Origin of the sequence: Serratia sp. AXJ-M (genome assembly GCF_046531865.1) — a bacterium.
Taxonomy (GTDB): Bacteria; Pseudomonadota; Gammaproteobacteria; order Enterobacterales; family Enterobacteriaceae; genus Serratia; species Serratia liquefaciens.
This window is the reverse complement of sequence record NZ_CP059394.1, coordinates 3,325,790-3,344,236: the sequence shown is the minus strand read 5'-3', so window position 1 is coordinate 3,344,236 and position 18,447 is coordinate 3,325,790. Positions and strand designations below refer to the sequence as shown.

The window sequence follows — 18,447 nt, the reverse complement described above, 5'->3', positions numbered from 1 at the left end:
GAGCGGACATCTGAACTTAGCTTTGACAAACAATGTAACAGCAATACTCTGGTATCACTTTTAACCCATTAGTGATGCTTTTTTGACGGTACTTCATACATCCTCTGACATTGAACAGCCCAGAGAATATTGCGCGGGCTGTTCATGCCAGATAGCGAAGGGGGTTAGTGACGAAAAGGCAGGAAAAGTCGCCTTATTGTTTGCGTCCTCTACATCGTCAACACAATTTTTCCGACATTGAGGCCGTCTTCCATACGCTGGTGAGCTTTGCTGGCTTCAGCCAGCGGAAATACGCTGTCAATCACCGGGCTCAGCCCATCTTTACCGAAGCGAGTTAACCAGCACTCTTTAAAGCGACGGGACATCTCATGTTTCACTTCTTGCGAACGCGATTTCATTACCGTACCGATAATCTGCAGATGGCGGTACAACACCCGATCCAGCGGGATCTTCGCGTTTTCAATCCCCCCCATGATGCCAATCTGCACCAGACGTCCACCAAAGTTGAGTGCATTCACGTTTCGTTCAAAATAAGGCGCGCCAATAAAATCGAGAATAAGATCAACCCCCTTGTTATCCGTACTGCTGGCGACAACCTCGGAGAAGTCTTCTGTCACGTAATCAATGGCGTGATCGGCACCCAGACGGCGAACGAGATCGTGTGCTGCAGCATTCGCGGTGGTGATTACCGTCGCGCCTGTCGCATGCGCCAGTTGCACGGCGGCACCTCCCACACCGCCGGCCCCGGCGTGGATCAGTACCGTTTCCGTGGGCTTCAGTTTCCCCAGATGGATAAGCGCTTCATGCGCGGTTACAAAGACCTCGGCAATGGCCGCCGCATGGATATAGTCCATACCTTCCGGCACTGGCATAGCCATCCGGTAATCAATGCGGGCCATTTCAGCGTAAGCCCCGCCCCCGACGATACCCATAATACGGTCACCCAAGTTGTAGCCTTTTACATTCTCCCCGACGGCAATAACGTCACCGGCGATTTCCAGCCCCATAATCGTCGAGTCGCCAAAATCAGGGCGGCCATACCCGCCGCGTCGGTGAGTTAGATCGGCCCGGTTGACCCCCGCTGCCCGCGTGCGAACCAGCAGATCATTGGGGCGCAGCTGTGGGTCTGCGACTTCACTGATATTAAGTACATCGGCCGGACCGAATTGTTCAAAAGTGATTGCTTTCATGATTCTCTTTCCCGAAATAAGAAGATGGATAGCCGTCGTTCAGGCCTGTTCTTCAAACGTGGCATTGGCATAACCAGAAGCGGTAATCGCTGCCGGGAAGCCTGCATAAAACGCCATGTGCGTAATCAGGGCGGAAATTTCTGTTTTGGTCAGCCCGTTTTCAATGCCGCGACGCAGGTGGGCCGGTAGCTCATTGGAATGATTCAGCGCGATAAGACAGGCGATGGTAATCAGACTACGGTCGCGTGGTGCCAGGTCCGGATCTGTCCAGACATCGGAATACAGTGGTTGCTCAACGAAGCCGGACAGTTTAGGAGTAAATGCGCGTGCAGCTTCACGCGGGCGAGTAAAATCAACAGCTTTCATGGTCAGTTCCTCTTATATTCTGTCATTAGTGCCAGTGTGTTTTAGATTTGGCTGATGAATTTATTCACCAGATAATGGCTGAGACCTTCCCGACCGCCCTCCGAACCATGTCCGCTTTCTTTCATGCCGCCGAAAGGCAGTTCCGTCGCCACCATGCGGTACTGATTAATGCCGATCATTCCGGCCTCAAGGCCATCGCCAACATCCAGCACGGTACGGGCGTCACGCGTAAAAGCGTAAGCTGACAGGGCATACGGCAGACGGTTTGCTTCTGCCAGCCCGTCCTCAAGCGCGTCGAACGGACGCATCACGGCGATCGGGCCAAAGGGTTCTTCGTGCATGATCCGTGCTTCCATCGGCACATCGGTAAGCACCGTAGGTTCAAAGAAAAAGCCAGGACGGTTGAGCCGTTTCCCTCCAGTGAGCACTTTCGCGCCCAGGGCAACAGCATCGGCAATCAGCGATTCCATTTTTTCCAGTTGGCGGATATTCGCCAGCGGCCCCACCTGAGTGCCTTCCGCTATGCCATCGCCGATAATCAGTTGCTCCGTCGCACTCACGAAGCGTTCGACAAACTGTGTGTAAACACCTCGCTGAATAAGAAAACGGGTTGAAGAGATACAGATTTGGCCGGTGCCCCGAAAACGGTTAGCCGCTCCGCCAGTTGCCGCCGCATCAATGTCGGCATCGGCAAAAACCAGCACCGGTCCGTGGCCGCCCAGTTCCAGGGTAATCGGTTTAACACCGGCGGCAGCACGCTCAGACAGCAGTCGACCTACCGGTACAGAACCGGTGAATGCCACTTTGCGAATAACCGGTGAGGCGATCAGCGTGGCGGAAACCTGATCCGGTACGCCAAACACAATTTGCAGTACGCCTTCAGGCAGACCGGCATCATCCAGGCAGCGTGCCAGAGCCAGCGCCGTCGCCGGGCTCTCTTCACCGGGTTTCAGGATCACGCTACAACCTGCGGCCAGCGCCGCTGATAATTTGCGTGCCGGGGTAATGGCCGGGAAATTCCACGGAGTGAAGGCGGCAACCGGGCCGATGGGCTCTTTTTTGACCAGTTGCAGTACACCGGGGCGATTTGACGGTACAACGCGCCCATCAATGCGGCGGGCTTCCTCCGCAAACCATTCAAAATAGTCGGCTGCACGCAATACTTCGTCGCGGCTTTCAGCCAGGGGCTTCCCTTCTTCCAGCGTCATCAACGAGGCAATATGTTCAGCGCGTTCGCGCATCAGGGCAGCGGCATTCTTCATGATGCGGGCGCGTTCGGCAGGCACGGTACGGCGCCAGATGTCAAAGCCAGAACGGGTGGCTGACAGGGCACGTTCAAGGTCGGCGGCGGTCGCGAGCGGCAAGCGGCCGATAGTGGCTTCGGTTGCGGGGTTAATCACAGCGACAGTGTCGCGATTGCCCGCTTCAATCCAGTCACCGTCGATGAATAGATAAAGGGGATCGTATTGATGATTTTGCATGGTCGTTATCCTCAGTGTGTGCGTGTTTGTGTAATGTCATTCGGCTGAGGGGATCTTAAGTTCAGCGCACATCACTGATAAGATGGCTTCTCCCCACAACAGCTATGCAAGAAATGCACAGATGCAATCAGAGAAATTTGCCGAGTTCCTTGGAGTCTTTGTCGATGTCGCCCGTGAAAGCAGTTTTTCGGGTGCTGGTCGCCGTCGCGGACGCACGCCCTCCTCGATAGGACGGCAGATTGATGCGCTGGAAGCATACCTCGATACCCCGCTTTTTTTGCGATCTACACGGCATTTAACCCTGACGGATGCCGGGGAAATGTTGCTGATTCGCGCCAGACGGATCCTCGATTCACTGGAGGATACGCAGCAGGAACTGGCGTCAATGAAGGGCGAAGTAACCGGTGTGCTGAGAGTGGCGTGTTATCCCACATTTGGTAAACGCTATGTGCTGCCGGTTATGGCAAAACTCTCCCGACAGTATCCGGCGCTGAGCTTCGATTTGGATCTGACCGAACGGTTGGCAGACCCCGTCGCTGAACGCCTTGATGTTGTCATCCGTATTGGTAATATGGCCGACAGCACGTTGATTGCCAGCAAAATAGCAACGCAAATACGTGTGCTGTGCGCAAGCCCTGCCTATCTGGAAAGCGCGGGGATTCCCGCCTCGCTGGACGACATCGCCTCACATCGGTTAATCGATAAGCTGTACGGTGCGGATCTGCTTTGCTGGTCGAGCGTGATTGGCCATCCGGCCAGAGAAAACTCGGGCCTGCCTATGTTTGGCTGTGATGATTTCGAAGCAATGCGTCAGGCAGCGGTCGAAGGGATGGGGATCGCGTTCCTGCCGGACTGGGTGGCGGGAGATGAGATTAACAGTGGCGCGCTGGTACAACTCTTTCCGGAAATGTCATCGCAACCACATGTATCTACAGGAATATATGCGCTACGCGCGTTACGTCACCCACCTGCCAGAGTCACGGTATTTCTCGACGCATTGCGTGAATTCATCGGACATCCTGCAAAATGGTCAACATTTCACTGCCAGCTCTGACGATGTAAGCAACATTGCCATTTTTATTCTATGCGAACTTCCGCTGTTCGCTTATAGCGGACATCATACTCCTGAGCCTGTCCGCTCCGAGCCCAGACTGTGTGAAAACTGTTTTGGTAGATTAAACTGCGACTAAAACAGGGCTGAAAACTGCGCTCATACGTAAACTAACCAGTCGAGCAATTCCAGATTTTGCGTAGATGCGCGCACTTCAGTTCTAGGGCAGAGTTTTCACACAGCCTGTGCCAGATATAGTCATTCGAACCCAGAGAGTTACACTTTTAAGTGATTCAGGGTATGCGCTTACTGGTTACGAATATTGTGCCAGAATCATGCGGTTTGATGATTGCCGCTTTGCTTTCGAGCCAGTAAGTGCTCCACGTTCGCTAACTATTTTGCTGGCATTGGAAGAGCGAAAATCGCTCTTACTGATGCCGTAAAAAGCTTGTCAAATGTCTCAGGGCGTGAAGCGGACGTTGCTGACAACAGTTTGAGTGATTCAACAGAGCGTCAGTCATCATGTATTATCAGGACAAAGATGCCCGCTGAACCAGTCAACAACCCTATTTATGACAACGGGTTGATACCAGTGATCATCACCGTGTTCTGCACCTTCGATAAGTACGTAGTCCGTTTTGTTCCCCGATTCCAAAAGGGCTTTGTAAAGCGTTGCGCTCTGCTTAGGCGATACTAATGTATCCTTACTTCCATGCATTATTAGGAACGGAGGTTTACATCCTTTGAGACGTCCTATGGGGCTTGCATTTATCGCTTTTTCAGGTACAGAACTGATGGAGGCACCTGCAAAATTCTTGAAAGCCACACCATTAATTAGCAGTGACTCCGCGACTGCAGGAGACTGATGCACTTTTTGTCGGTGATCCGGAAAACCGTCACCTATGTTACGCAGATCTGATATTCCGTAAAGCGTAGCCACAGCCTGCACATCAGCGGACTGGCTGAGAAAATCGCCGTGATCGAATGATTTATCGCCATTAGTGGTACCAAGCATCTGCGCCAGCCATCCTCCTGCAGAATCGCCAAATACACCAATTCGTGAGGGGTCAATTCCATAATCGTGGGCATGTTGACGAAGGTATCTTACTGCTGCTTTAGCATCTATCACTGGCGCAGGGAAAGTATCCGGAATTGTCCTGTATTCTGCCGCTGCAACAACAAAGCCAGCCTCCGCTAAAGCCATGCGCATTTCCACAAATTTATTGTGCTCAGCTGTCATAAATCCTCCCCCAGGAAAATAGATGATGGCTGGTTTCAAAATTTTGGTACGAGGAACCAGAAAAGACATATGCAATTGCCTGACAGAACGAGTGTTTTTCACTGTCTCATAAACCACATCACTGATATTGTCTATAGGGTGTTTAGTCAAAGCGACTTGGATAATTTTCGCCCCATGAATATAACCAGGCAGATCATGATAATCAGAAGAGACTTCACTATTTATTTTAGGAATCATAAAAAATCACCAGTTTTTAAAATATTGTTTCGCCAGTCAACCTATTATTCTGAAAGGATAGGTCATCCTGTCAGATAATTTTTAAGGCCGAATTAATGGTGGCGAAAATCAAATTCGCTATAACACCCATTTGAAATATGCACCGACTGATATTGATGATAGAGATACGTAAAATCTAATCCTCTTTAATTACACCATCCCGGCCGAGCCCGGTGAAATCGGTTCTGTCTCCGGATGACTACTGTATACATACATATCCGAAGGCTTATCTATTCAGATACTTGTATTCGTTACAAACCATGAAAAGTGATGTTTTATATTCATGGCCAGTTACGTCCCCGGGTTACTGTTATTTTTTTCATATCTCAACCGGTCTTCACGAAAGCGATCAGCATTATCGACAATCCAGGTCCACAGCGGGATCATCCGTACAAGTAACTCCATACCTGTATCGGACAGTTCGTATTCGACTCGTGGCGGGATTTCACTGAAATCATGGCGGATAACCAGTCCGTCACGCTCAAGCTGTCGTAATGTACGCGTCAGCATGCGCTGAGTCACTCCGTGCATACGCCTGCCAATTTCGGCATGACGCAGTCTGCCATAAACGCCAAGCGTGTTGACGATACCCAGCGACCAGCGACTTCCGGCATGAGCCAGCACCTCCCGCCGCAAGCCATCATCATCGTCTCTCAGCCCCTTACAAACAGCCTGCGAATACTGAAGAATATCTTCCCGATCCATTTCATTGACTCCCGGTATCATACATGTACCTTCTTTTTTAGCCTGTTATGAATTGCTAGAGTGGTGCAACAATTCATGTAAGGCCAGATTATGAACAAAACAGATCTTAACACTACGTCTGAAAATATCCTCGTGCTCGGTGCCGGTGAGCTGGGCCTCCCCGTTCTGCGAAATCTTGCCCTTCGGGCAAAAGATGTGGAGGGAACGAAAATCAGCGTGCTGCTGCGCGAAAGTACCGTAACGTCAGATGAACCTGGAAAACAATTCGTTATCACGGAAATCAGAAACCTCGGTATTAATATAGTCACGGGCGATCTCGTCATGAGTTCTGTCGACGATTTGGCCAGCCTCTTTGCGCAATTTGACACAGTCGTTGGCTGCGCGGGGTACGCGGCCGGCATAAATACACCGATGAAACTGGCGCAGGCGGCCCTGCAGGCGCGGATTCCACGCTATTTTCCATGGCAGTTTGGTGCCGATTTTGATGCCATCGGACGCGGCAGTCCACAAGACATCTTCGACGCGCAGATTGACGTGCGTGATTTACTACGCAGCCAGCATGAAACTGAGTGGGTCATCATTTCGACCGGCATCTTCATGAGCTATTTGTTCGAACCAGACTTCGGTGTGGTCGATCTGCAGAACGATACTGTTCACGCACTCGGCAGTATTGACAACACCATGACGCTGACAACTCCCGATGATATCGGGATGCTGACGGCAGCGATCGTATTTAAAACTCCTCGCATCCGGAACGAAATTGTGTATATCGCCGGTGATACACTGACCTACGCAGAGGTAGCAGATAAGCTGCAATCAGCGCTTGGCCGTCCTTTCAGCTGCACGGAATGGAGCGAACAATATCTGATGGATAAACTCGCGCTCAACCCGCAAGACATGATGTCTAAGTATCGTGCCGTTTTTGCACAGGGGCGGGGTGTTGCATGGGATAAAAAGCAGACATTCAATGAACGCCATAACATTCCGGTTACCGACGTGGCAGCCTGGATAAATGCAAATCTGACCCCGGGCAGCTCATTATAATCGTATTTAAGCTGCTGTAATAAATACCAGAGTCTTTCTCCTGCCTAACCGAATATGGTGAAGAGAAAGACTCTGTTCCCCCTGTTGGCACTGATAGCAAAGCGGTTACGCTGTGTGCGCTGAAAACCGGCTCTCCGGTAAACCGGGGAATACGGCTGATTTCGCTCTTAGCAATGCTCCATCATGCCTTGACGGCACAGAAAGACCCACGCTGGCAATGGTACAATACAGCGTTGTGAATGCTTCTCCCGCGAGTGTCGGGCAAGTGCTCTGAATTCCTGGAGAGGGCAGGATACTCTCCGTCGTTCCGTCCGGACGATAACGTACAACACGGCTTCCTCCCCATTCGGCATTCCAGACATAGCCCATTGCGTCCACGCAGGAGCCGTCAGGCGCTCCCTTTCCTTCTGTTGCAGTGAACACGCGCTGGTTATTCATGGAGGGGTAATCACAGCACATTATACGGCCCTGCATCGAGTCACAGTAATACATCGTGCTGCCGTCCGGACTGAAACAGATGCTGTTCGGGATGGCCACCTCAGGCAGGGGTAGCGTCTCAATGCTGAGTGTCGCTGCATTTAGCCTGTGAAATCTTCCTATGATTTTCGCGGGGTATCCGTCATCCATGGTCCCGAAGACGAAATTACCCTCGCGGTCGCACCGACCATCCCCTGTCCGTGTTCCCGGTCCTCCCGGTGACGCCACAACCGGCGTAAAGATACCCGTATTCAGATCGCAGAAGGCGAATCGGGACGCCAGTCCCATCAATAAAACGTCAGAATGTTCAGTAAGAGCAAACGATCCGAGGCGTTCAGGCAGGGACCAGCGCATCACAACACTGGTGTCTTCTTCAAGGGCAAGCAGCTCGCTGCCTTCAATGTCAGTCCAGTAAATCCTGCGTGTCCTCTCGCACCAGATTGGGCACTCTCCCAGCAAATTTCTGGCATCAGCAGACACTGAAAACATGTTATTTCTCCCGCATATAAAAGTTTCGCATCGCGCCTGACCAAAAGCGTAAGGCCATCTGCATTATGGCAGACGGCAGTAACAAGCTATTCCCACCCTGTCAGGGCAAAAAACGCGCTGAAAGTTTGTCACCAAAAAGCATGATGGCGAGTCCTGCCAGCATGACCAGCATGCCCCCCAGTTTGAGTAGCGAAACCGGTCGCCGTACAGCACCCAGCAGACCGAAATGGTCAATCATCTGCGACGAGAGTAACTGCCCAACGATTGCCAGCCCGAGCAGGGCTGAAAAACCGATTTTCGGTGCCAGCACCACGTAGCTGAACAACGCACAGGCACCGATCAGGCCGCCCGCCAGACTCCATGCTGGCTGCGAAGGAATAGCAGCGAGAGAGCTAAATAACCCGCCACGTAGCAGCGAGTAAATCCCGAGGCTCAACGCCCCGGCCGTAAAGGAAAAGAACGCGGCGGTGACCGGATCGCCCCCGAGTCCTTTTGCGAGCTGACTGTTCAGGGTTGTCTGCAAGGTAATACCAAGACCCGCTGCAAAAGCTATTACGTAATAAATCGCGCTCATGCTGTTATTCCCTGTCAGTTTGCCTGTACCAGCGGCAGGAATTTCTCCGCAAAGATGTCCGGCTCATACCCGGCGGCGGCGAAAAGGTGTTCGCGTGATTCATCGATGGCAGCACGAAGACGCTCGCTGTCCACGCCCAGAACTTTGCCGTTCTGCTTGACGATGCGCCCGCCAATCATGACAGTATCGATGTTGCTGCGTTCAGTTGCATGCACCACCGTCCCGAAGGCATTCCCGTTCGGATAGAGATTGAGATCAGCAGCGTTAATCAGGATCAGGTCGGCCTGTTTGCCTGGCGTCAGGCTACCCACTTTATCCTGTAGTCCGGCACAGGTCGCACCATCGACGGTTGCCGACTTCAGCAGCTGCGCTGCCGGGAGCGTTGTCAGAGAATGCCCTGAATCACAGCAGTGCTGCTTATGCATACCCATTACTCGCTGCAGATAGAACGCCACGCGCATTTCCATAAACATATCTGTGCTGTAAGACGTTTCGTTATCCACGCTCAGGCCAGGATTGATGCCATGGCGCTGCGCGGCCTCAATGGCAAACATCCCGCTTTCAATGCCATAGTGCGAATCTGAGCGCGGACAGACGTTCACTCGTACGCCGGCTTCACGCAGGATTTCCCAGCCCTCATCAGGCAGTGCTGTGCAGTGATTGAAGATATTGTCCGGGCCCAGCAGGCCCTGCTGATGCAGTGATTTAAGCTCTGAAGCCATTTCAGCGCCAAAGAATTCGGTCACGATTGGCAGCCCGAGCCGGCGGGCCTCGGCCCACAATTCCGGCTCCAGCTGGGCCATGACGCCCAGAGAAACCAGTCCCTCAGGATTGTCTTTGAAATATTTTTCCTGCAGACGCTGCCAGTTACCCGGCCAGTGCGCTCTGTCCCATTCGCCTGCTACCGGCGCGCCGGAAGCATGAATAGCGCGAATTCCGGCATCAAGCAGGGCTTCAACGGCGGCGTCTGCATGTGCTGCGGTACGGCTGTTGTGCGAGTTATCAATCATGGTAGTGATACCCGCATCAATCGCGCCCAGCGCCGTCAGGAGATTACCGACATAGATATCTGCGGGCCGATAGTATTTCGCAAACGAGAAGTGCGTGGCATTGCTATAGTCGTCCAGACAGGTGGCGTTTGGGTTGATGCGGCGCAGCTGGCCTTCCCAGGCGTGACGATGAGAATCGACCATCCCCGGCATGGCAATCATATTTGTGGCATCAATGACGTGAGCACCCTCGGCGTTCAGGTCCTTACCGATGGCGGTGATGGTTGACCCTGTGACAAGAATATCGCCACGTTCATGGTTACCAACATTCTCATCCATACTCAGTATGGTTGCACCGCTGATCAGCGTTACCGGAGCATTTGCCGTCTGATTGTTAACAATATTTCTGCAGTAATCGGTCATTTGAATTGTCTCTTTCAGGTTCAGAAGGAAAACAATACGCCTCCTGTTTAAGCTGAAAAAGATGACTAACGTGTTTTCATCATTCAGAATTTGCGAATAATGATGGTTATCACCGTCACATGCTATTCAGGAGCGCAATCAGGTGGATCGTATTCAGGCTATGCAGGTTTTTATAAGGGTGGCTGAGGCCGGAAGCTTTGTCCGGGCAGCGGAAACACTGTCCCTGCCTTCTTCTACTGTTACCAGCACCATCAAAAACCTGGAGAAATATCTGCAGGTGCGTCTGCTGAACCGGACCACAAGACGTGTCAGCCTGACTCCGGAAGGTATGCAGTATCTGGCGCAGTGCCGGGAAATTCTGGCCTTAATTGAACATACGGAAGCCAGTCTGGCCGATTCGAACAGGCGCCCCCGTGGTCGTTTACGCGTTGATATGCCCGGCGGTATAGCGCACTTCCTCGTGATGCCAAACCTGAAAGAGTTCTACAGCCGTTATCCTGATATTTACCTGATGATCGGCGTCAGCGACCGGCAGGTTGACCTGGTTCAGGAGGGCGTGGACTGCGTGATCAGAACCGGAGAGTTACTTAACTCCACGCTTGTAGCCCGTCCGCTCGGAGAATTTCGCTGGATCACCTGCGCCTCTCCCGATTATCTCAGGGAGTACGGTATTCCGCAGTCACCTGAAGATTTATCTCATCACCGGGCTATTCATTATTTTTCCGGACAAAGCCGGCGTACAGACGAATTGCGTTTTGTAAAGGGAACAGAAACGCTGTCCGTACCCGTCAGGGGGCAGGCAGCCGTCAACGAGACGGGACTCTATATAAAAATGTGCCTCGAAGGATTCGGGCTGGCGCAGCTTGCTGAGAACGTTGTAGCAGAACACCTTCAGAAAGGAACGCTGGTTGAAGTCCTGGCCGACTGGCAGCCGTCGTCTGTTCCTGTCGCATTGCTTTATCCCCATCAGCGTTTTCTTTCACCCGCCGTACGTGCATTTGCAGACTGGATAGATGAAATATTCAGTTGATACGTCTGTCACAGCTCCCCGTTGCATACTAAAAGTCAGCAGTATTCAGGGGACCTGAAAGAACGGCAGACTTTATTTCGCGGATATGAGCATCCCGGAGCAGCGACTTCCCGGAGAAAGGCTGTACCCAGAAATTCACATCTCCGGTTTACGGGGGGACGCCGGCTAAGAGCGCCAGCCACATCCGGGCCCTCTTTTAACTAAAGTGTCTGAGTAAAATATTTTCAAGGATGTGAAAAACGGTCCTGATGCGCTGTGGTACCAGGGTCTGATAGGGCCGGTAAAGATAAAGCTGCCAGGTTTCCAGTTTCAGTTCCGGCAGGACATTCACCAGCCTGCCGTCTTCAAGGTATTCCCTGCAGGCCAGATTACTCGACTGAATCACGGCTTTACCGGTTAACGCAGCCTGAATCTCAGACTGGGAGTCGGTGGTAAAAAACTCCAGGTGCCGGGGAATAAAGGTATTGACGCCGTCGAGCATAAATTCAAACACCTTGCCGGTTTCAGGGTTAAGCAGACCGCTGAAAGGGTAACGCTGACGCAGGTCTTCAAAATTTTTCGGTGCGCCCAGCCTGTCAATGAGCCGGGGAGAAGTCATCAGGGCATGATGAACCAGCGTAATGGGCCTGACGATAAAATTCGGGTTTGGCTCCCGCTCTATACGGATCCCCATATCAATACGGTTCTGGACAGTATCCAGCTTCATCATGTCTAACCGCCAGTCAATAAACAGCTCAGGATAGGGATCGAGAGCGGTCAGAAGCTCATATAACACCTGCTCGTGGCCGGGAAACCGGAATAGCGTGATCCTCACAACACCCTTCATCTCATTGTCATCTCTGGCCGTCTGGAAAAGGGCCTCTGAGTCTTCAAGCAGCCGCATGGCACGGGGCAAGAAAAACTCACCAAAGCTGGTCAGCACAATGGATCGGGTATTGCGCTTAAAAAGCGGTTCGCCAAGCTGATGTTCCAGATCAGCAATCGTGCGTGTCACCACGGATGGAGAAATGGCCAGCCTGACTGCCGCTTCGCGAAAATTCATTGTTTCTGCAGCAGTAACAAAAAATCTCAGGGCATCGACTTTATTCATAATAATTGTGATTTTAGCAATTCTGATTTTCTAAATTAACAATTTTTCAGCAATAAATCCAACCGTATACTTAGCATCTAAGAGTAGTTAATACCTTAAAGAAGGGTGAAATAATCGTGAAAATTAGAAGGTTAGGTAGCCAGGGGCTTCATGTCTCGGAAATGGGGCTGGGGTGCATGGGCATGGACCATGGCTATGGCTATTCAGTTGAGATCCGGGAAAGGACAAAGCTGATAGACAAGGCTGTAGAGCTGGGCTGCAACCTTTTCGACACTGCCCCCATTTACGGATTTGAAAACGAAAAACTGCTGGGGGTAGCGCTCAGCAAACACAGGGACAACGTTGTCATCGCGACCAAATTCGGCGTGACAGGAATGGAAAATAGTGATGGACAGCTGGTGCCGGTATTAGACAGCCGTCCGGCATCTGTCAGAGAGCAACTGGAAGGTTCCCTCAGGCGCCTGAAGACCGACCATATCGACCTGTTTTATCAGCATCGTGTCGACCCAAAAGTTGAGCCGGAAGTGGTGGCAGGATTAATGAAAGAGCTGATCGCGGAGGGCAAAATAAAGTACTGGGGCTTATCCAATGCGCCCGTATCTTACATACGCCGGGCTCATGCCATCTGCCCGGTCACTGCGGTTGAAGACCAGTATTCAATGATGTGGCGTAAACCTGAACAGGATCTGTTTAAGGTCTGCGATGAACTTGATATTGGTTTTATGGCCTACAGCCCGCTGGGTAATGGATTCCTGAGTGGTCAGGTCACAGCTAATACAACCTACGGGGAAGGCGATTACCGGGGCATGATGGGGCGCTTCAAACCAGAGGTGATGGAAAATAACCAGACGCTTCTTAAGCTAATCGCTGAAATTGCAGAAAGAAACAACGCAACTTCAGCACAGATTGTTCTTGCCTGGGAGCTGGCTCAGAAGCCTTACATTGTGCCGATCCCGGGAACAACAAAACTACACCGGCTGGAAGAGAATTTTCACGCCGCAAATGTTCAGCTCAGTGACGCCGAATTAAATGATATCAACGAAGCCTTATCCCGGCTTGAAATTGACGAAACATTCTTCTGAAAAAATAAGAGATCGCTATGAAAACAACAGTATTTGTTACCCATCCCAACATTAATCAGTCCCGGGTAAACTCAGCCCTGGCAAAAGGTGCAGCATCACTGACAGGCGTTGAAGTGCGTTATCTCTATGACCTGTATCCGGATGGCAAAATCGACGTGGCCGCTGAACAGGCTGCCCTGGAGAAGACGGATCGTGTCGTGCTGCAGTTCCCTATGCAGTGGTACAGCACGCCGCCACTTCTGAAACAGTGGCTTGACGATGTACTGACGTACGGCTGGTCACATGGTGGAGAAACACAGGCGCTGCACGACAAGCAACTCATGCTGGCAGTTTCGCTTGGAGGTGCTGAGTCTGCCTATCAGCCTGATGGCGCTGCCGGACATACGGTAGGAGAGTACCTGCTGTCTTTTGAAACCATCTCCGGGTATCTGGGTATGAACTACATCAAGCCGTTCATTACAGGCGGAAGCGCGACGATAACTGACGAAGAAATCGCAGCTCAGGCCGGACGATACAAAACGGTATTAGCCTGATTATCTTCAGGCGATCATCAGTGTATTAAAACGCCTTCAAATGTGCCGTTGCTGATAACGGCACATTTTTCATTTATGGGAAGGAGAAATCGTGTGTCTTTACAGCCAGTCGAACTGAACAAAGCATATCGATTATTGCAGGTCGGCCCAACTACAATGATTTCCGCTAAGCATAATGGTAATGCCAATGTGATGGCCGCTGCCTGGGTGAGTCTGGTGGGGATCAATAAAGTCATGGCGTATATCGGTCCGCAGGCTTATACCCGTGGATTGGTGGAAGAAAGTGGTCTGTTTGCCGTACAGATCCCCGTAGTCAGCCAGATGGAAACCGTTTTGTACGCAGGTGAGCACAGCTACCGTGACAGGCCTGACAAGAATCATAAAATACCGACGTTCTACCTGAAAGAGTTCGATGTTCCGCTGGTAGAGGGTTGTGCTGGCTGGCTTGTATGTAAGGTAATACCCAACGCGGCATATGAGCTGGAACATAATCTGTTTATGGGAGAAATTGCCGGCGCGTGGAGTGACGATCGGGTTTTTCGCAATGGACACTGGATATTTGATGAAGCACCTGACGAATTACGAACCATACATTATGTCGCCGGGGGGCAGTTTTATGCCATCGGCAAAGGAACCCGGTTTGACCATGGGCCGGGCAAAGACTGAGACGCGAGTGCTTTTTGTACTGATACAACAAACTGCAGGGACTTGTTGTTAAAATGCCTTGCTGTTCCCTCATGGCCAGCAGGCGATACCGCCTCTGAGCCAGCAAGGGAAGTCGCTTTTCGGCGCCTGCAGCCTGCCTTCTTATATGCTCCTGTTAGCCCGCAGCACTCATAAATGAACAATGGCATGTCACATGGAAGGATCAGTGTCTTTAATCAGAAAGTGACAGTTTTGTTCTACCCACCGGTTGAGTTCATTCGCTGCCTGCCAGAGGGACGTTCCCAGTTCCGTGAGTGCATATTCGACTTTGGGCGGTACTTCACGAAAGACAGTGCGCGTAACAAGATTCCTGCTTTCAAGTTCCTTAAGATTCTGTGACAGCACCTTTTCTGATATACCCTGAATTTTTCTTCGCAAATCACCCGGCCTTGATGCACCGTCAGAAAGGGCATGAATAATGAGCAATGTCCATTTGCTCACCAGAACCTCGAGAACTTCACGGGCAGGACATGCCTCCCGCAAAACATTACCGGGTTCTTTGTTGTCCAGTGTAAAACAGTCGTTGAATTTTTCCATACTTACCTTGAGGTGGGTACTTGAAGATAAGTTAGTCTAAATCTACTATAGCGCTGAAATCAAGAGATTTGCATGTGCCATGCTGCTGCGGCTTAACCATCGTAATTATTGAAATAACCAGATAATGAGTTGGTAATGCTGAGTTTGTGACACGATAATGTCATACGTTACGAACACTGATAGCCATTAGCCGCCAGCACGAACAAATAATTTTTTTGTGTAATAACGAAAATTTTATCAAATAAGCCGGCTTGCTATATAAGCGCCTGCGCTAATAACAATCAATCCTTATGAATCGGGTTATATCAATGAAATATCATGTACTTTCTGCTTCACTGTTATTTTCACTTCTCTTTACTACTGCTGCACAGGCGAAAACAGCGAGTTATAAACTTGATGAATCGCATACGTCTGTGGTTATTAGCTGGAACCACCTAGGTTTTTCGAACCCGACGGCATCCCTTCATCATGTAGATGGCACAGTTAAGTTCGATCCGGCAACAAAAATTTTATCACTGGTTGATATCAACATTCCTGTAGCCAGTATTGATACCGGCGTTCCAGCACTGAATAAAGAGTTTGGTCAGCCAGATTATTTTGATGCGGAGAAATATCCGGTCGCAAATTTTAAAAGCACCAGCATTGAAATGAATGGTGATAAGTATGACGTACGGGGAAATTTAACCATTAAATCCATAACCCGGCCGGTTATTCTTCATGCAACCCTGAACAAAGCAGGTTTTCAGGCTATGGAGAAGAAAAATGCGGTAGGTTTTAACGCCACCGGTGTGATTAAGAGATCAGACTTTAAAATTGATAAATACGTTCCTTATGTAAGCGATAATATCACACTGACCGTGTCTTCGGAGGCGTATTCAGATTAATAAGATGCGGAGCCGTTAATGCTTCAGAAGCGTGGGCTGATGAAGCATCTTTACTTCCAGTCCAAACTTTTAACAATGTCGCATCCTGTCCGTAATCCTTCGGAAAGCATGCACTAATGAGTCAGCGTGTATTATTGCATGCTGACCCTATCAGTCCAGTCAGAGGGCAAGACGGGGCAAATTACGATGTCAAACAATTCATCTGAGGGCTAATTCATGACAGGTAACTTTTTAGAGCTTGCCAGAAAACGACGCACCATTTATGTACTTGGAAAAGATATTCCTGTCCCGGAGAACGAGCTGATCGGCACTGTCATTGAGGCAGTGAAGCAGGCTCCTTCTGCTTTTAACTCGCAAAGCTCAAGGCTTCTGATTTTACTGGGTGAGCAGCACGCTCGCTTATGGGAACTCACGCGTGAACAGTTACGCAAAATCGTGCCTGCAGAAAGTTTCTCCGGCACCTCAGATAAAATAGACGGGTTTGCAGCGGCTGCCGGCTCAATACTTTTTTTCGAGGATCAGGATGTTGTCAAGTCACTACAGGAGCAGTTTGCGGCCTATGCGGACAATTTCCCGGTATGGTCTGAGCACAGCACAGGTATTGCACAGTATGCTGTCTGGCTGGCGCTGGCTGAAAAAGGAATTGGTGCCAACCTGCAGCATTATAATCCTCTGATCGATGAAGATATTCGCACTGAGTGGAATGTTCCTCCATCATGGAAACTCCGCGCGCATATGAATTTCGGTGCCATCCTTTCACCCGCCAGTGAAAAAGCCTTTATGAGTGATGAAAAGCGATTCATCGTTGCCAAACAGTCATAAGGCTTGTTTATTATATTATTACTGACCGCGATCGCCCTGAGCTTCAGGGCGGCCGCTGAATGTTACGCTCGCCCTGAGCGGCCTTTTCACCGAAAAGTCCGCTCATCGGGATAGTACAGATGGCTCCGGTACCATTAAGACGCTTCAGAACCTCGATGGAAAGCATCCGCCGCAGAGGATCAGCTGGTACCTTGCTGTGTAAACCCATTCAGCCCGGCTGCTGTACAGGTTCCAGGTGCGCATCTCGTCCGGCAGCCATTCCGGTGCAGGCTCCTGCAACTGAGATTGCTGTGGTCATCAGTAATGGCACCGTCCAACCTCCGGACAACTCCTGTACTTTACCCAGCAACAGCGGTCCCATCGCCGCCATCAGATAACCGATACTCTGCGCCATACCTGACAGCGCGGCAGCATCACCAGCGTTTGTAGTGCGCAACCCGATGAAGGTCAGACCCAGCATCATGCTGGCACCCGAGCCGAAGCCGAGGAGTGCAGCCCACAGCATCGCCAGATTTGGCAAATAAAGGATGCCAATAAAGGACACTGCGGTTAACAGGCTGACGCCAGCAGCGGCTAATTTCTGATCGTTAAGACGACGCAGCGTGGCTGCCAGAATCAGGCCGGGAATGGCGGTGGTGAGCTGAAGGATGCCATGTACCTCACCAGCCTGAGCTGAGGAGAGCCCACTGTCTGTCAGAATGGCTGGCAGCCAGCCGACCGCAACATAAAACGGCATCGCATTCAGGCCCATAAACAAGGTGACCTGCCACGCCAGAGACGAGCGCCAGACCGCAACGGTCGCTGCTTTTTTCTCACCTGCTACTGGCAGTTGATGCTTTTTCTTCAACTGCGGCAACCATAAAAGCAACGCAAGGAGCGGTGCAATAACCAACATGGCTAACGCGATGTTCCAGCCCCAGCTCTGCGTTAGAGGAATGACAATGGCAGATCCAATGGCGCCAGCGGCGCCCATGGTGATGGAATATGCTCCCGTCACGGAAGCCACGTTGCCGGAAAAGTCACGTTTGATCAGGCCAGGCAGCAGGACATTGCCCAGGGCAATCCCGATACCAATTAACACTGTTCCGCCATAAAGCGCCCAGACGCTGTCTGTTGAGCGAAGCAGAATCCCCGCTGAAATCACGACCAGGGCACCAAAAAGGGTGCGTTCCAGGCCGTACTTGCGGGAAATCGATGCGCTCAGTGGAGAAAAGGCGGCAAAGGCCAGTAAAGGAAGCGAGTTAAGCAACCCAACGGCTGTGATACTTAGCCCAAAATCATGGCGAATGGACTCTAAAACGGGTGCTATAGCGGTAAAAGGAACACGCAGGTTAATGGCGATAAAAAGGATGCCGGTCACAAGTATGATTGAAGACCACTTGTTCGTAGTGTGGGACATAAGTTTTGCTTTCTCTGAAAAAAGAAAGACTTTAAAGGACGCATGAGTTACAGAATATAG

Annotated in this window: 19 protein-coding genes; 8 read left to right on the top strand and 11 right to left on the bottom strand. The window is 51.0% G+C overall.

All coding sequences use genetic code 11. The annotated features are described in order from the left end of the window. Positions 1-209: 209 nt before the first annotated feature. From H0S68_RS15705 to H0S68_RS15695, 3 genes are read right to left on the bottom strand one after another with little or no spacing between them, the layout of a single operon-like run. Positions 210-1,190, bottom strand: coding sequence for an NAD(P)H-quinone oxidoreductase (locus tag H0S68_RS15705; RefSeq protein ID WP_048762588.1), 981 nt, complete (start codon positions 1,188-1,190; stop codon positions 210-212). 39 nt (positions 1,191-1,229) lie between these two features. Further along, entirely contained in the window at positions 1,230-1,556 is a 327-nt protein-coding gene (locus tag H0S68_RS15700; RefSeq protein ID WP_014229939.1) for a carboxymuconolactone decarboxylase family protein, read from the bottom strand. Positions 1,557-1,597: 41 nt separating this feature from the next. Then, positions 1,598-3,037, bottom strand: a complete 1,440-nt coding sequence (locus H0S68_RS15695) for an NAD-dependent succinate-semialdehyde dehydrogenase (RefSeq protein WP_014229938.1) — start codon at positions 3,035-3,037, stop codon at positions 1,598-1,600. 121 nt (positions 3,038-3,158) lie between these two features. On the opposite strand from H0S68_RS15695, the gene H0S68_RS15690 reads away from it, so the two are divergent. After that, positions 3,159-4,091 (top strand): LysR family transcriptional regulator, encoded by a 933-nt coding sequence (locus H0S68_RS15690; protein ID WP_048762590.1) that lies wholly within the window; start codon positions 3,159-3,161, stop codon positions 4,089-4,091. Positions 4,092-4,608: 517 nt separating this feature from the next. Here the strand turns inward: H0S68_RS15690 and H0S68_RS15685 are convergent. Both H0S68_RS15685 and H0S68_RS15680 read right to left on the bottom strand, forming a co-directional pair. Beyond that, on the bottom strand, positions 4,609-5,565 hold the full coding sequence (locus H0S68_RS15685; RefSeq protein ID WP_048762591.1) for an alpha/beta hydrolase: 957 nt from the start codon (positions 5,563-5,565) through the stop codon (positions 4,609-4,611). Positions 5,566-5,895: 330 nt separating this feature from the next. Beyond that, the gene (locus H0S68_RS15680; protein ID WP_196781243.1) at positions 5,896-6,330 is read right to left on the bottom strand and encodes a winged helix-turn-helix transcriptional regulator; all 435 of its coding nucleotides are present in this window, start codon (positions 6,328-6,330) and stop codon (positions 5,896-5,898) included. A gap of 69 nt (positions 6,331-6,399) precedes the next feature. On the opposite strand from H0S68_RS15680, the gene H0S68_RS15675 reads away from it, so the two are divergent. After that, the gene (locus tag H0S68_RS15675) at positions 6,400-7,353 is read left to right on the top strand and encodes an aromatic alcohol reductase (protein WP_014229934.1); all 954 of its coding nucleotides are present in this window, start codon (positions 6,400-6,402) and stop codon (positions 7,351-7,353) included. A 105-nt stretch (positions 7,354-7,458) separates the two neighbouring features. On the opposite strand, the gene H0S68_RS15670 is transcribed toward H0S68_RS15675, so the two are convergent. The 3 genes from H0S68_RS15670 to H0S68_RS15660 form a co-directional block, all read right to left on the bottom strand. Beyond that, positions 7,459-8,319 (bottom strand): SMP-30/gluconolactonase/LRE family protein, encoded by an 861-nt coding sequence (locus tag H0S68_RS15670; RefSeq protein ID WP_410528831.1) that lies wholly within the window; start codon positions 8,317-8,319, stop codon positions 7,459-7,461. A gap of 100 nt (positions 8,320-8,419) precedes the next feature. Then, a complete protein-coding gene (locus tag H0S68_RS15665; protein ID WP_012539997.1) occupies positions 8,420-8,893 on the bottom strand; it encodes a DMT family transporter in 474 nt (157 codons plus the stop codon). A 14-nt stretch (positions 8,894-8,907) separates the two neighbouring features. Next, a complete protein-coding gene (locus tag H0S68_RS15660) occupies positions 8,908-10,305 on the bottom strand; it encodes an amidohydrolase family protein (protein WP_087051067.1) in 1,398 nt (465 codons plus the stop codon). A gap of 142 nt (positions 10,306-10,447) precedes the next feature. Between H0S68_RS15660 and H0S68_RS15655 the strand changes: the two genes are divergently transcribed. Further along, on the top strand, positions 10,448-11,335 hold the full coding sequence (locus H0S68_RS15655) for a LysR family transcriptional regulator (RefSeq protein WP_048762594.1): 888 nt from the start codon (positions 10,448-10,450) through the stop codon (positions 11,333-11,335). Between the two features lie 196 nt (positions 11,336-11,531). Here the strand turns inward: H0S68_RS15655 and H0S68_RS15650 are convergent, their stop codons facing one another. Next, complete coding sequence (locus tag H0S68_RS15650) at positions 11,532-12,425, bottom strand: LysR family transcriptional regulator (RefSeq protein WP_197826475.1); 894 nt, start codon at positions 12,423-12,425, stop codon at positions 11,532-11,534. Between the two features lie 116 nt (positions 12,426-12,541). Between H0S68_RS15650 and H0S68_RS15645 the strand changes: the two genes are divergently transcribed. The 3 genes from H0S68_RS15645 (at position 12,542) to H0S68_RS15635 (ending at position 14,706) form a co-directional block, all read left to right on the top strand. Then, positions 12,542-13,507, top strand: coding sequence for an aldo/keto reductase (locus H0S68_RS15645; RefSeq protein WP_082144865.1), 966 nt, complete (start codon positions 12,542-12,544; stop codon positions 13,505-13,507). A 17-nt stretch (positions 13,508-13,524) separates the two neighbouring features. Further along, positions 13,525-14,040: an NAD(P)H-dependent oxidoreductase gene (locus H0S68_RS15640; protein ID WP_014229928.1), complete on the top strand. Its 516-nt coding sequence runs from the start codon at positions 13,525-13,527 to the stop codon at positions 14,038-14,040. Positions 14,041-14,133: 93 nt separating this feature from the next. Further along, positions 14,134-14,706, top strand: coding sequence for a flavin reductase family protein (locus tag H0S68_RS15635; RefSeq protein WP_014229927.1), 573 nt, complete (start codon positions 14,134-14,136; stop codon positions 14,704-14,706). A 189-nt stretch (positions 14,707-14,895) separates the two neighbouring features. On the opposite strand, the gene H0S68_RS15630 is transcribed toward H0S68_RS15635, so the two are convergent. Next, positions 14,896-15,282 carry a winged helix-turn-helix transcriptional regulator gene (locus H0S68_RS15630; RefSeq protein WP_014229926.1) on the bottom strand — a complete coding sequence of 129 codons (387 nt, stop codon included), beginning with the start codon at positions 15,280-15,282 and terminating at the stop codon, positions 14,896-14,898. 308 nt (positions 15,283-15,590) lie between these two features. Between H0S68_RS15630 and H0S68_RS15625 the strand changes: the two genes are divergently transcribed. Next, positions 15,591-16,166 carry a YceI family protein gene (locus H0S68_RS15625; RefSeq protein WP_048762607.1) on the top strand — a complete coding sequence of 192 codons (576 nt, stop codon included), beginning with the start codon at positions 15,591-15,593 and terminating at the stop codon, positions 16,164-16,166. Between the two features lie 216 nt (positions 16,167-16,382). Continuing rightward, positions 16,383-16,988, top strand: a complete 606-nt coding sequence (locus tag H0S68_RS15620; RefSeq protein WP_048762596.1) for a nitroreductase family protein — start codon at positions 16,383-16,385, stop codon at positions 16,986-16,988. A 208-nt stretch (positions 16,989-17,196) separates the two neighbouring features. On the opposite strand, the gene H0S68_RS15615 is transcribed toward H0S68_RS15620, so the two are convergent. Then, positions 17,197-18,387 carry a CynX/NimT family MFS transporter gene (locus H0S68_RS15615; protein WP_014229922.1) on the bottom strand — a complete coding sequence of 397 codons (1,191 nt, stop codon included), beginning with the start codon at positions 18,385-18,387 and terminating at the stop codon, positions 17,197-17,199. Between the last annotated feature and the right edge of the window lie 60 nt (positions 18,388-18,447).

Coding starts and splice junctions, on each gene's coding strand:
- H0S68_RS15705 (WP_048762588.1), bottom strand. CDS start 1,190: ATGAAAGCAATCACTTTTGAACAATTCGGTCCGGCCGATGTACTTAAT.
- H0S68_RS15700 (WP_014229939.1), bottom strand. CDS start 1,556: ATGAAAGCTGTTGATTTTACTCGCCCGCGTGAAGCTGCACGCGCATTT.
- H0S68_RS15695 (WP_014229938.1), bottom strand. CDS start 3,037: ATGCAAAATCATCAATACGATCCCCTTTATCTATTCATCGACGGTGAC.
- H0S68_RS15690 (WP_048762590.1), top strand. CDS start 3,159: ATGCAATCAGAGAAATTTGCCGAGTTCCTTGGAGTCTTTGTCGATGTC.
- H0S68_RS15685 (WP_048762591.1), bottom strand. CDS start 5,565: ATGATTCCTAAAATAAATAGTGAAGTCTCTTCTGATTATCATGATCTG.
- H0S68_RS15680 (WP_196781243.1), bottom strand. CDS start 6,330: ATGATACCGGGAGTCAATGAAATGGATCGGGAAGATATTCTTCAGTAT.
- H0S68_RS15675 (WP_014229934.1), top strand. CDS start 6,400: ATGAACAAAACAGATCTTAACACTACGTCTGAAAATATCCTCGTGCTC.
- H0S68_RS15670 (WP_410528831.1), bottom strand. CDS start 8,319: ATGTTTTCAGTGTCTGCTGATGCCAGAAATTTGCTGGGAGAGTGCCCA.
- H0S68_RS15665 (WP_012539997.1), bottom strand. CDS start 8,893: ATGAGCGCGATTTATTACGTAATAGCTTTTGCAGCGGGTCTTGGTATT.
- H0S68_RS15660 (WP_087051067.1), bottom strand. CDS start 10,305: ATGACCGATTACTGCAGAAATATTGTTAACAATCAGACGGCAAATGCT.
- H0S68_RS15650 (WP_197826475.1), bottom strand. CDS start 12,425: ATGAATAAAGTCGATGCCCTGAGATTTTTTGTTACTGCTGCAGAAACA.
- H0S68_RS15640 (WP_014229928.1), top strand. CDS start 13,525: ATGAAAACAACAGTATTTGTTACCCATCCCAACATTAATCAGTCCCGG.
- H0S68_RS15630 (WP_014229926.1), bottom strand. CDS start 15,282: ATGGAAAAATTCAACGACTGTTTTACACTGGACAACAAAGAACCCGGT.
- H0S68_RS15625 (WP_048762607.1), top strand. CDS start 15,591: ATGAAATATCATGTACTTTCTGCTTCACTGTTATTTTCACTTCTCTTT.
- H0S68_RS15620 (WP_048762596.1), top strand. CDS start 16,383: ATGACAGGTAACTTTTTAGAGCTTGCCAGAAAACGACGCACCATTTAT.
- H0S68_RS15615 (WP_014229922.1), bottom strand. CDS start 18,387: ATGTCCCACACTACGAACAAGTGGTCTTCAATCATACTTGTGACCGGC.